The sequence below is a fragment of the Chthoniobacterales bacterium genome (genome assembly GCA_035274845.1).
Taxonomy (GTDB): Bacteria; Verrucomicrobiota; Verrucomicrobiia; order Chthoniobacterales; family UBA10450; genus AV80.
This window is the reverse complement of record DATENU010000024.1, coordinates 276,446-289,094: the sequence shown is the minus strand read 5'-3', so window position 1 is coordinate 289,094 and position 12,649 is coordinate 276,446. Positions and strand designations below refer to the sequence as shown.

Here is a 12,649-nt window from a genome sequence, read left to right as displayed (position 1 = left end):
GCCAGCACGCGGGCTCCTGCATCACCGGCTCCGCGAAAAAGTCGCAGCCCACGAGAACGCGATCAGGAGATGGGCGGTTCGTCCCAAATGACCCCGTTTTCGTCCCAAGGCGGATTGACATTTGGCCTTTCAGTGAGATAAAGGGCGCTTTCGAATTCCCGAATGCATCTCCGGCTGCTCGCCTTTTTTGCTCTCTTCATGCCCGTCCTGGCTCCCGCGGCGACGAGAAACATCACCGTAGGGCAAGGCGGGGCCAATTATAATCCGAGTACGATTACCGCCCAGGTCGGAGACACCATCCTTTGGACGTGGGGCGGTAATAATCACAGCGCAACATCAGGGCTTCCGAATACGCCTAACGGAATCTTCGACTCGGGCATTCGGAACAACGGGGCCACTTTTTCGTACGTTCCCACGACTCCAGGCAGCTATCCCTTCTACTGCCGGGTCCATGGGGCGATGATGACGGGGACGATCACGGTCACGGCGGCCACAGCGACGCCGACTCCGGTCCCAACGGCAACCCCAACTCCGACTCCCGCTCCGACCGCGACTCCGGTCCCTCCAACCCCAACCCCGACTCCGACTCCAACTCCGGCGCCCACCGCGACGCCAGTGCCAACGGCGACCCCGGTTCCCACGTCCACCCCGGCTCCGACGGCAACTCCAGTTCCGACCGCAACCCCTGCTCCGACGCCGACCCCGACTCCCACCACGACCGCGACTCCAGTCCCAACTGCAACGCCGGCTCCGACTGCCACCGCGACGCCGTCGCCCACGCCAATTCCGTTCTCATCTCCCTTGCGCTTCCCACCCGTCGCGACTGCTCCGGATATCCCAGTCAGTATCAGCGAAGCGTGCGTGTCGATCTTGAACGGGCCGTGTACTTATATGTGGACCTACGGAGGAACGTATCCTGGCCTCGAGATTCGCCGACCTGCGGGGCAGACCACCCATGTCACGTTCACGAATAACCTCCCGGCAATGGCCGGAGGGATGACCGTGCACCACCACGGAAATCATACTGCGTCAGTCGATGACGGCCAGGCGACCGGCGTTGGTTTTCTTTTTGGTCCGGGGACATCGCGAACCTACACCTACGATGGAGTTGAGAATGGCGAGAACGAGCGCGGCGCGATGCAGTTCTATCACGACCACCGGATGGGTGAGACCGGCTTCAACGTCTGGCAGGGGCTCCACGGTCTTTACATCATCGACGACCCGGCAGACCCGGCGACGCTCCCCTCGGGCGCTTACGAGCTGCCGCTGGTGATTGTCGATCGTCAATTCGACGAGGACAACCAGCTCGAATATTTCTACGACCCGTTTGGAGTGGTGGGAGACAAGGTTCTGGTGAACGGGACGTACCAGCCGTATCTCAACGTCGCCGATCGCAAATACCGGCTGCGTTTCCTCAACGGAGCGAACGCCCGCATTTACATGCTGACCCTCAGCACGGGCGAAGCGTTCACCCAGATCGGGACCGAGAGCGGCCTGTTGCCCACGCCGGTCTCACGGACGGCGATGGAGATGGGCCCGGGAGAACGGCTCGACGTGGTCGTCGATTTCACGGACAAACTCGGGCAGGACGTCTACCTGCTGGACGCGAACAAGCCGTTACGCCTCCTGAAATTCCGGGTGACCGATCACGTCCCCGATTCCAGCGCGGTTCCCGCCAACCTCCGCGCCCTGCCGGACATCGGCGAGCCCACGGTGACGCGGAACTTCAGTTTCGATTACACCTCGGGCCATTGGACAATCAACGGCCTTGGCTTTGATCCAAAGCGCGTCGACGTGCGGCCCGTCCTGGGCACGACCGAGAAGTGGGTCTTCACCAACCCAACCGGCAGCACTCACATGGTCCACATTCACGACGTCGATCAGCAGTGCATCAGCCGCGATGGCGGACCCTGTTATCCCTACGAGACGATGAAGGAAACTTGGAGCGTCGGTTCCGGTGAGACTTTGGAATTGAAGATGAGGTTCACCGATCACACCGGCATCTACATGTTGCATTGCCACATCCTGGAACACGAAGACGATGGCATGATGACGCTGTTCGAGGTGGTGCCGCCCGCGACGACACCGGCCGCGCCAACCAGGAATATTGCGACGCGTGGCGATATCCTGCAGGGTGACAATATTCTAATCGCCGGGTTCATCATTACCGGAGCCGAGCCCAAGCGAGTGGTGTTACGCGCCATTGGCCCCTCCCTCGCATCGTTGGGTGTTTTCTCAGCCCTGAGCGACCCAGTGCTCCATTTGTTTAATGCTTCGAACCAGGAGATCGCGAGCAACGACAACTGGCAGTCCGATCCGGGGGCGAGTGAGATCCAGATGGCGGGCCTCGCGCCGACCGTTTCCACCGAATCGGCGACGGTGCAAACCCTGGCGCCCGGAAGTTATACCATGACGGTCAGCGGCCAGAACAACGCTACCGGAGTTGGATTGGCTGAGGTTTACGACGTCGCGCAAACCTCGAATTCCAGCCTGGCGAACATCAGCACGCGCGGGCCGGTCGGCGTCAACGACGACGTGTTGATCGGTGGTTTCATCGTTGGTGGGAGCGGCAGTGCCACGATCGTGGCGCGCGCGATCGGGCCTTCGTTGGCGGACTTTGGGATCAACGCGGCCCTGGCCGATCCCAATCTTACCGTCTATGACAGGAATGGCAGCGTGATTGCCACAAATGACAATTGGCAGGACGATGCGCAGGCCTCTACGGTTCAAACCTACAACCTGGGGCCGACGAAGACGAAGGAGTCAGCCACCTGTCTCCACGTGGCCCCAAGCAATTACACGGTGATCGTCCGCGGCGTTGCCGGCGGGACCGGCACGGGTCTCGTCGAGATCTATAACATTCCGTAGCGGCCCTTGAAGACGGCTCGCCGCGGCGAGCCGTTGTTCTCGCGCGCGCAATTGCTTGCTCAAGGAGCGGCGGTTTGAAACCGCCGTTGTCTTTAAGAAAAAGCGAGGTCGGCTAGCGGCACGATTCGGCGGTTTCAAACCGCCGCTCCTTGGACAAGCAAACCCGTCGCTCATTCAGGGCCGGCGTTAATCCGCTCGCCCTGTCCCACCGGTGGCAGGATCGACTTGAACGTGACGCCGTAAATTTCCCAAATGGTCAGGAACAGGCCGCATACGATCGGGCCGACGATGAACCCGATCGCGCCGAAGAAAAACAATCCGCCCAGCGTGCCGACGAGAATCAGCAGGTCCGGCATCTTCGCATCTTTCCCGACCAGGATGGGGCGGAGAAGATTGTCGATCGTTCCCACGACGACCGCGCACCAGATCAGGAGCAGGGTGGCGGCGAGCGGTTGGCCGGCGATGTAGAGATAGATTACCGCCGGCACCCAAACGAGAGCGGCGCCGATTCCCGGAACGATCGAAAGCACCGTCATGACGGTCCCCCAGAAGGCCGCGCCATCGATGCCCGCGACCCAGAAGGCGAACCCCGCCAGCGTGCCCTGGATCACGCCGATCACCAGCGTGCCCTTGATCGTCGCCCGCGTCACGGACCTCAGCCGTTCGAGAAGAAGCACTTCGTCGTCATGCTCGAGCGGCATGTAATAAAAAATCTTGTCGACGATCTTCGAGCCGTCTCGAAAGAAGAAGAACATCGCGTAAGTCATCACGAACAAATCGAGCAGGACGCCGGCGGTGCCCGCGGTGAATTGGGTGGCGCCCGCGACGAGGAACGCGCCGATCGCCTTCACCGCGCGGCCAATGGCTTCGAGGAGCTGGGCCTGGTCGGGCACGTGGGGCGCGAGAGAGGGGAACCGTTGCACCAGCCAATCATGCAGGTTGAACGTGCTGGCCGCGCCGAAGTGCCCCTGTATCCAGGGGATCGCGTGCTCGCTCACGGTCACGGCCTGAGAGACCACCACTCCCACGAAGGCGCTGAGGGGTCCCGCGACGAGCAGGAAGAGAAGGAAAAGGGTAAGGATCGCCGCCAGCGAGCGCCGGCCCCGAACCAGCCCCAGGATCCAGGTGTAAAGCGGCCGGCACAAACTGGCGAGCAACCCGGCCAGCAGCAGCGGCTTCACAAACGGCCAGATCACGGCGATGAACAACGCCGAAACCGCGAGCACCAGAATGAGGACGAACGCGGTCCGGAAACCGGTCGAAGAAAAGGAAGGGCGATCCATCGCGGGATTATGCGCCTTGTAGCGTCCGCTGTCGCCAGCGGACTTCTTCTGTAGCCGCCGCTTGGCGGGCGTCGCTCGCCTTATTGGCGGTAGTGGTGGCGCAACTGTGCGATCCGGATCTCGCCGCCGATAACCCGATATACAATTCGATGTTCGGCCGTAATCCGACGCGACCAATATCCCTGCAGCGCGTGCCTTAACGGCTCCGGCTTTCCAATTCCCCGATACGGATCGCGTTTGACGTCTTTGATGAGCTGGTGAATGCGCTTAAGCGTCTCCGGCGTCGTCTCCTGCCAGTAGAGATAGTCCTCCCACGCGTCGTCCGAGAAGACCAGGTTCACTCGCCCAGCTTCACCTTCTTGCGCTTTCCCTTGCCACTCTCCAGTTGGTCGATGGACCGAAGGAGTCGCTTGGCGTTCGCCGGCGAGCGCAGCAAATGCGCCGTTTCCTCCAAGGATTCGTATTCGGAAAGTGACAGCATCACCACCGCCTGATCGCGGTTCCGCGTGATCACCACCGGCGCATTGTCTTCACAAACGCGGTTGATGGTCGAAGCAAGGTTCTCCCGCGCGGCGGTGTAGGTGATCGACTTCATGGCTGGACAGTATACTGTCCAGCGCGTCACGGCGTCAATTCGGAAGCGAGCATTAGCGCTCGAAGAGGCACCGCCGTGTTTTAGCTCGGCGGCCCGGTCGCCGCCGCTCCCTTACCTCACCTCATGGCACGGCAAAGGCAGGAGCTGTTAATCTGGGTGTCGGCTTTCGCCCATGCCTTTTTGAAACTGGCTTCCACCGCGACGGCTTCCGGTTTCTTAGCCGCCTTCAAGGTTTCCGCGAGGCCGTAAAGCGACCAGCCGTTACCCGGCAGCCGTCGCAGGTCTTCACGATAAACTGCTTCGGCTTCGTCGAAACGCCCGGCCCTCATGAGATTGGCGCCTAAGGAGTGACGGATTGGGATCATCCAGGCGGGCGGCTCGTCGTACTTGAGCGCGTCTTCCATCTTCAGCGCTTCCTGGAGTCCGGCAATGCCCTCGTCGTTCTTGCCTTCGGCAACCAGGATCTCGGCCTCGAGCATCTTTTGAATGAGGGCGACGATGTCGGCGGATGTGTTGTTGCCGACTTCCGTTTCTTTCGGAATGGCGGGCACGAGTTCGTTGAATTTCGCCTGTTCTTTCCGCGCCTCTTCGGGCTGCTTCTTGGCCGCGAACGCAATCGCGCGGGCGGCGTGATGGAAGGCACGCGAGAACGGCGCGTATTCGGGATAATTGTCGGGCTCGGCGAGAACTTCGTCCCAGCGGCCGAAACGCACCATCGCTTCCATCGGCAAAGCCAGAAACGCCTCGGCTTTCACGGCGGCGGCCTTCATAAACTCCGGCGGCATTTCGCGAACCAACTCGCGGATTTTATCCATCGCGAGCTTGCGCTGGCCGGTCATCAGCGCGGCATACGCGAGCATGTGATGATCGTGCGCGGCGTAGAAGGGAATGAGGCCGGAGGAGTTTTTGCCCAGGGTTTGAAAATATTTGTGGTCGTCGGTGATCGCCTTGGCATTCGTCGCGATCGCTTTCTGCCAATTGCCCGTACGGATATCGATGTGCGAAGGCATGTGCACGTTGTGCGCGAGACCGGGCTGCAAGGTGCGGAGACGATTGGCCGCGGGGACCGCCTTCTCAGGATGCTGCGAAGCTTCCACCGCATGGATGTAGAGGTGATTCGCAAACGGATGGTTGGGGTTCATTTTCATCACCGTCTCAAGCGTCGCGACGATTTCTTCCGTGCCTGGATTCGGTTTGCCGTCGTTCGTCCACTGGTTCCACGGACTTAGGTCCATCATTGACTCGGCGAAGAAAACGCCGACATCCTGGTCTTTCGGGTATTTTTTCCAGACTTCGCGCATCGCGGCCGCATAGGCTTCATCGAGCGGCTTGCGATCTTCCGGCTGCGGATTCGCGTAACGTTTGCCGAGCGCTTCGATCAGATCCCGCTCGACCGGTGAAGCTTTGTCGGCGTGCTGCTGGGCGAGGGTGAGCTCCTTCCAGGCCAGCTCGGCCATCGGCGGCGGGACGAGCGGATAATTAATGTGCGGACCAGCCGCGAGCGCAATACCCCAATGGGCCATCGCGCAATCCGGATCCGCGTTCGCCGCCTCCTGGAAGGAACGAATCGAAGAGGCGTGATTGAAACCGTGCAGGAAGGCGAGGCCTTGATTGAAGTACTTTTGCGCCTTCGGGTTTTTCGTCGTGATTTTGCGCGTGTAGGTGCCGAGATCGTTGCGAAGCGGCTCGGTCTCACAGCGGATGATCGGCGCGGCGAGGCAGATCGCCAGCGCCAGGAAAAAGCTCAAGCGTATGGTCTTCATGCGGCCGAGTTTAGCAACCGACGCGGTGACGAGACAAGCCCTGCCTTGTTCGTAGCGCGGCGAACGCCCGGATCAAACCTGTGTTTAGACCAGTGAAATGCCCTTACCACTGGGCGCGACCGGCGGACGCGGAATCGACTTCCAGATAATCCAGATCAGTTGCCATGCGTAGCTGATGGCAGCGATCAGCATCGCGAGCCAGATGCTTCCCAGAATAACGGGGAGGAGCCGGTGAAGCTTCGCGGCTGCGCCCGGGCTAATCGCGATGCCGTTTTGATCGGTGATCGTGATGAGCTCGGGAGTCTTGAACAACGAGTAAAAAATGAAAACTCCGATCAGGGAGGTAATGATTCCGACCAAGGGCCGAAGCCAGCGCCAGCCGGGTTCGACCAGGTTAATCCAATTTTGGGCGAGGCAGAGGAACGCAGAGACCAGGATTGGAAGATAAAGACTGGCTAGCACTGGAGCGAAATGAACCTGGGCGCCGGCTTTGGTTATGACGAGCAGGGGAATGCTCGCGTATCTCATCCACCACAGGATGAAGAGCGAATGGAAGATGATTCCGGCGATGGAACTGGAGCGCGGAATCTGTTTCTGCTGGCGTTCCGCGGGAGGCAGGCTCTCCGGCTTCCAGCGGGCGCTCCAGTTCTCGAGGAGATGGAACCTCCGCAGGTTCCAGTCGATCAAGGCGAAGACCGCGGTAACGAAGAGGAGGGCCGGCAACGCATTCCACGCGACGTGACCCACCGTCCGGCCCAGCTCCGTAATCCTAACGCCGCCGCTAATCAGGGAGACGGTCGAAATGAGACGAGGAATGAGCAACAGAACCAGGGTGACTTTTAGCGCAGTCCAATAAAACGGGAACACAAGCGGACCGATGAGCTGGCGACCGAAATTCACGGTGCGATGCTCGCCCCGGTAGCGGGAGGCGACGACTATGGGTGGGCCGTGTTGTTTCAGGAGCGCGGCGAGCTCGGTGTCGTTGAGCGGGCGGCCGAGGGTGGCGGCGCGGTCGTCGATTTCGGATTGGAGATTGGCGGCGAGCTCGGCGGCGATATCGTCGCGCTGAGATTTCGGGAGCCAGAATCTAACGGCGGTGAGGTAGCGATCGAGTAGGGACATAACGGTGTGGTTGGTTCAGATGATGCGGGTGAGAGAAGCGTTGATCTGGTCGAGCTCGGTCAGGAGGAGTTTGAGGATTTGGCGGCCCTCCTTGGAAAGCTTGTAGAAGCGTTTCCGCCGGTTGTTTTCCTCGCGCCATTCGCTTTCGAGGAGGCCCTGGGTTTCGAGACGGCGGAGAAGCGGATAGAGGGTGCCTTCGTCGATCTCGATCCCGAGAGAGGCAAGATCCTTGCGGAGGGTATAGCCGTAATGTTCCCGCCGCAGTTGGGCGAGGACCGCGACGATGAGGAGGCCCCGGCGCAGTTCCAGCCGGAGATTATCGAAGAGATCGGAATTCGGTTCAGTTACCATTTACCAGGTGTCAAACACTATGTGAGACACAGTATGTATGGCACAGTAGAACGGGTCAACGAATTATTTTGGATTTCTTTGGGGTCGGGCCCGGGAGGCTCCATTTCGTAAAGGTAACAATCGCGTTACATTTCACGACTTGGCCGGAAAATTCTTTTGAGATGAACTGCCACCCGTTATGAAAAAAGCATCCGTCCGGTTCATCCAAAAATTTCTGGCAATGACGATCTGCGCCTTGATCGGCGCGGGCGCTCAGGCCTTCGCGCAAAACGCCACCTTCTCCATCCAGACCTATCCCATTCTCGGCAACACCCACGTTGCTGCAGATTTCAACGGCGATGGCAAACCCGACCTCGCCGGCCCCGGCGTGACCGGAGCCGCGGTCATGCTGAACAACGGCAACGGCACCTTCAGCCAGAAGACCGAGTTTCCGCTGGTCAATTATCCGCAAGGCATCGCAGCCGGCGATTTCAACGGCGACGGCAAGATGGACCTCGCGGTGGTCTTGCAAAACGCGCAATTCAGCATGGCAATCCTGCCTGGCACCGGCATCGGTACCTTCGGCCCTGCGACGTATTACCCGAATACGAGCGGCTTCGACTCGCCCTACGCCCTGGCGAGCGACATCAACAATGACGGCAAACTCGATGTTCTGATCATGCACAGCATTGATTGTTTTGGACCCGAGCCATGCCACGGCGCTCGCATCGTCACGCTCATGATCGGGAACGGCGACGGGACCTTCCAGCCGGCACGCGACATCGACGTCAACACGTTCCCCTATTCATTCGCGCTCGGCGATTTCAACCGTGACGGCATCAAAGATCTCGCCGTCGGCGGGTCGAACACGGAGCTTTCCATTCTGCTCGGAGTGGGTGATGGAACTTTCGGGCCGCCGGCAGTGATGCAGCTTGTGCCAGGCGGCGACCTCTTCTCCGCGAGCAACGATGTGGACATCGCGGACTTTAACCGCGACGGCATCGAAGACCTCACAGTCCCACTCGGCAACGGGAACGGCACCGCGATCGTCCTCGGCAACGGCGACGGCACGTTCCGCGTCTTCACCCGCATCCTCGAGGAGGCGGTCTCGGCGCCACAAGGCCAGGCGGTCGCTGATTTCAATGGCGACGGCTTCCTCGATATCGCGCGCGGAATGGCGGACGGCCTCCGCGGGCTGATCCACATATTCCATGGCAACGGGGACGGGACGTTCCGGCCCCTCGTCCGCTATGCGGTTCCGAGCACGCTGACCAATCAAGGCGGCGGCTGGCTCATCGCGGCCGATTTCAACGGCGACACCAAACCCGACCTCGCGCTAGAGGTTAGAGGAAATGGCGCCACCGATATTTTCCTGAATACGACCGGGTCAACGACAGCGCAGCCCGCTCCGACGTTACAGAGCTTGGTCATGAACCCGACTTCGATCGTGGCCCCCAACTGGGGCACTGGCATTGTCACGCTCAGCGGCACCGCGCAAAGCCCGACGACCGTCCAAATCCGGAGCAACAACTCGAACGTCAGCATACCGACGAGCGTAACCGTCTCGACTGGCACGAGGTCTGTGAGCTTCAACATCATTCCGAGGCAAGTAAGTTCCGTGACGCCGGTGCAGATCACCGCGACCGCAGGAAATATTTCGCGCGCGGCGAGTCTCACGGTCTACCCGGCCGGCACCACCCCGCCAACAGCAACGCCGACGCCAGCGCCGCCACCAGCAGCAACGCCGCCGCCACCAGCAGCGACACCGACACCGACGCCGCCAACCACAGCACCGGACGCGGTGTCCATCACCCGCGCGGAATACGAGAGCGCCAAAAGCACTCTCCGGGTCGAGGCGAGCAGCTCGAAGTCAACTGCGACGCTGCAAGTTTTCGTGACCTCGACAAATCAGCTCATCGGGACGCTAACGAACAACGGCGGGGGTAAGTACAGCGGCGCCTTCGCGCTGTCGACGAACCCGCAAAACATCACCGTGCGCAGCAACCTCGGCGGCTCAGCGAGTCGCGCGGTCCAGCTGAAGTAACCCTGTTCGCTATTCGTAACGCAACGAACTGACCGGATCGACGCGGGTGGCGCGTCGAGCGGGCAGGTAGCCGGCGAGGAGTGCGATGGCGATCAGGCAGAGCGGCACGGCCACGAAGGTGACGGTGTCGTGCACGGTGATGCCGAACAGGATCGAGCTGAGAAAGCGGGACAGGAAAAAGGCGGCGATGAGGCCGGCAATAATTCCGAGGACGGTGAGCTTCAGGGTCCGGCCGAGAATCAGCTGAAGAATATTCGCGCGCGTCGCGCCGAGCGCCATCCGGATGCCGATCTCTTTGTAACGCTGGGTCACGAGATACGCGATGACGCCGTAGATGCCGAGGCAGGCAAGCGTCAGCGCGAAAACCGAGAACACGCCGATCAGCCAGGTGCGGAAACGTGGTTGCGCAATCGAATCGTCGATGAGCGATTCCATGGTATTGACTTTCACGACGAGGCCGGAGTCGAGGGAATGAATCGCTATCCGCGCAGAGGTGGCGACACTGGCGGGCGCGCTCGAGCGAAGGACGAAGTTGAGCGAGCGACCGACGAAGGTCAGGGCGCCGGCTGCGGTTTGCGGGTAGGGAACATAGATTTCGGCGTCGGACGCGGCCTCGAGGCTGTTGTGCTTGATGCTTCCGCACACGCCGACGATCGAGAGCCAATCGCGGCCGTAACGGATTCGTTTTCCGAGCGGGCTTTCGTTAGGCCAGAAGCGTTGCGCGAAGACTTCGTTCACGATCGCGACGCCGGGCGCGGTTTCGTTGTCGTGCTCGGTGAAGGCACGGCCTTGCCGGAGCGGAATCTGGAGAGTGGCGAAATAGCCGGGGCTGACTGGCCGGATTTGGGCGCTCGTTTGCACGCCGGGCGGCTCGGGCTGGCCTTCAACTTCATAGCTGTTGCCCCAACTGTTCCCGCCAAAGGGCAAATGGGTGACGGCGCCGACGGATTCAACCCCGGGAAGTGTGCTGACCGCAGCAAGCGCCTCGCGGTAAAATCGAATCATGTGCTCGGCGTCAGGATAACGGTCCTTCATGACGACCGTTTCAGTAACGACGAGATTCTGCGGGCGAAACCCGGGATCGGCGTGCATGAGCGCCGCGAAGCTGCGGAGCATGAGCGCGCAGCCGACCAGCAATACACAAGCGAGTGCGACCTCGGCAAAGACGAGGACGCGACGGGTGCGTTCCGCGCTGGCACTGGTGCTCGCGCGCGTCGCGCCTTTGAGAGCGTCCTGCAAATTCGTGCGGGACGCGGCGAAGGCGGGGCCGAGTCCGGTGACAACTCCGGAGGCGGCTGAAACAATGATAACGAAAACGAGCGCCCAGCCGTCGATCTGGCTGCGGAGAAGCTCCGGCATTTTATCGGTGGCGAATGCCCTGATCGCATCAAGGCCCCAAGCGGCAATGCCAATCCCGGCTGCGCCACCGATCGCGGCCAGGAGCGCGGATTCCGTGAGCAGTTGCGCGATCAAACGCCGGCGGCTCGCGCCCATCGCACTGCGGATCGCCATTTCCGATTGCCGCGAGCTGCCCCGCGCGAGCATCAGGTTCGCGACGTTCGCACAGGCGATGAGGAGGAGAAAAGCGACTGCGCTCAACAGCACGAGAAGCGGCCGCTGCAAATCGCCCGACATCATTTCCCGGAGACTGAGAGAGTAAAACTTCCGGAGCGTATCGTCATTCGGCGCGTTGACTCGGGTGGCGAGCAGATCGGTTTCGGTTTTCAAACGCTCCGAGGTCACGCTTGGTTTGAGCCGTCCAATCACCCGCAGAAAATGCGCGTCGGGGTTTTCCTGGAAGACGGGCCCGTCCAACGCCGCCGGCACCCAGAGCTTCATTTCGCGTCGAAGAAAATAGAAGTTCTCCGGCATCACCCCGACGATGCTGTAAGGCTGGCCGTTCAGGACGACGCTTTCGCCGAGGACATCCCGGCGCATGCCGAATTTGTCCCGCCACAAGGCGTGGCTCAGAATCACGACGTGCTCCTGGCCCGATTTGCCTTCCGCGTCGAGAAAGACGCGGCCGAGTGCCGGCGTGGCGCGCAGAGTGGGGAAGAAGGAAGGGGTGACCTGCTGGCCAATGACCAGCTCGGGATCGCCACGGCCGGTAATCGTAAATCCTGTGGCAGTCATCCCGGCGAAGTTTTCGAAGAGCTGCGATTGATCGCGCCAGACCGTGAATTCGCGAGGCGAGAACGAGACGCGTTTTTCCTGCAGCAGATCCTGCCACAGCATCACGAGGCGGTCGGCTTCCGGGAATGGCGGGCCTTTGAGCAGAACCGCATTCACGATCGTGAACATGAGCGCGGTGCTGCCAATCCCGAGTGCGAGAACGAGCGCGACGGTGAGCGAGAAGATCGGCGCTTTGCGCAAACTACGATACGCGTAGCGCACATCCTGCAGTCGCGTTTCGATAAGATGGCCGACGCGAACGTCGCGGACGAGCTCCTTCACCTGCTCGGCGCCGCCCAACTCCACGAGCGCTTCGCGCCTCGCCTCGCGTTCGCTCAGGCCGTCCCTGATTTTTCGCTGGGCTGACAGCTCAACGTAAGACTCCACTTCCGCCGCGAGATCGCGCTCGACCTTTCCACGCCGGGTCAGGTTCCGGAAAAGACTTTGCAGACGCGAAAGCATGTTGGGTTTC

The 12,649-nt window shown here is 61.0% G+C and carries 9 protein-coding genes; 2 read left to right on the top strand and 7 right to left on the bottom strand.

Features of this window, described 5'->3' with window-relative positions:
- The first annotated feature begins 162 nt into the window (after positions 1-162).
- A complete protein-coding gene (locus tag VJU77_19200) occupies positions 163-2,868 on the top strand; it encodes a multicopper oxidase domain-containing protein (protein ID HKP05485.1) in 2,706 nt (901 codons plus the stop codon).
- A 170-nt stretch (positions 2,869-3,038) separates the two neighbouring features.
- On the opposite strand, the gene VJU77_19195 is transcribed toward VJU77_19200, so the two are convergent.
- The 6 genes from VJU77_19195 to VJU77_19170 form a co-directional block, all read right to left on the bottom strand.
- On the bottom strand, positions 3,039-4,151 hold the full coding sequence (locus VJU77_19195) for an AI-2E family transporter (GenBank protein ID HKP05484.1): 1,113 nt from the start codon (positions 4,149-4,151) through the stop codon (positions 3,039-3,041).
- Between the two features lie 80 nt (positions 4,152-4,231).
- Complete coding sequence (locus VJU77_19190; protein HKP05483.1) at positions 4,232-4,492, bottom strand: Txe/YoeB family addiction module toxin; 261 nt, start codon at positions 4,490-4,492, stop codon at positions 4,232-4,234.
- Positions 4,489-4,746, bottom strand: coding sequence for a type II toxin-antitoxin system prevent-host-death family antitoxin (locus VJU77_19185; GenBank protein HKP05482.1), 258 nt, complete (start codon positions 4,744-4,746; stop codon positions 4,489-4,491). The genes VJU77_19190 and VJU77_19185 overlap by 4 nt, the downstream gene beginning before the upstream one ends.
- A 116-nt stretch (positions 4,747-4,862) precedes the next feature.
- Positions 4,863-6,509 carry a hypothetical protein gene (locus VJU77_19180; GenBank protein ID HKP05481.1) on the bottom strand — a complete coding sequence of 549 codons (1,647 nt, stop codon included), beginning with the start codon at positions 6,507-6,509 and terminating at the stop codon, positions 4,863-4,865.
- Between the two features lie 84 nt (positions 6,510-6,593).
- A complete protein-coding gene (locus tag VJU77_19175) occupies positions 6,594-7,631 on the bottom strand; it encodes a hypothetical protein (GenBank protein HKP05480.1) in 1,038 nt (345 codons plus the stop codon).
- A 15-nt stretch (positions 7,632-7,646) separates the two neighbouring features.
- Entirely contained in the window at positions 7,647-7,982 is a 336-nt protein-coding gene (locus tag VJU77_19170; GenBank protein ID HKP05479.1) for a helix-turn-helix transcriptional regulator, read from the bottom strand.
- A gap of 178 nt (positions 7,983-8,160) precedes the next feature.
- Here VJU77_19170 and VJU77_19165 point away from each other — a divergent pair, with 178 nt between their 5' ends.
- Entirely contained in the window at positions 8,161-10,005 is a 1,845-nt protein-coding gene (locus VJU77_19165; protein ID HKP05478.1) for a VCBS repeat-containing protein, read from the top strand.
- 9 nt (positions 10,006-10,014) lie between these two features.
- Here VJU77_19165 and VJU77_19160 read toward each other — a convergent pair whose 3' ends face one another.
- Entirely contained in the window at positions 10,015-12,639 is a 2,625-nt protein-coding gene (locus tag VJU77_19160) for an ABC transporter permease (GenBank protein HKP05477.1), read from the bottom strand.
- Positions 12,640-12,649: the final 10 nt, after the last annotated feature.

Bases quoted from the DNA above. Each gene is read 5' to 3' on its own strand.
- VJU77_19200 (HKP05485.1), top strand. From the start codon at position 163: ATGCATCTCCGGCTGCTCGCCTTTTTTGCTCTCTTCATGCCCGTCCTG.
- VJU77_19195 (HKP05484.1), bottom strand. From the start codon at position 4,151: ATGGATCGCCCTTCCTTTTCTTCGACCGGTTTCCGGACCGCGTTCGTC.
- VJU77_19185 (HKP05482.1), bottom strand. From the start codon at position 4,746: ATGAAGTCGATCACCTACACCGCCGCGCGGGAGAACCTTGCTTCGACC.
- VJU77_19180 (HKP05481.1), bottom strand. From the start codon at position 6,509: ATGAAGACCATACGCTTGAGCTTTTTCCTGGCGCTGGCGATCTGCCTC.
- VJU77_19175 (HKP05480.1), bottom strand. From the start codon at position 7,631: ATGTCCCTACTCGATCGCTACCTCACCGCCGTTAGATTCTGGCTCCCG.
- VJU77_19170 (HKP05479.1), bottom strand. From the start codon at position 7,982: ATGGTAACTGAACCGAATTCCGATCTCTTCGATAATCTCCGGCTGGAA.
- VJU77_19165 (HKP05478.1), top strand. From the start codon at position 8,161: ATGAAAAAAGCATCCGTCCGGTTCATCCAAAAATTTCTGGCAATGACG.
- VJU77_19160 (HKP05477.1), bottom strand. From the start codon at position 12,639: ATGCTTTCGCGTCTGCAAAGTCTTTTCCGGAACCTGACCCGGCGTGGA.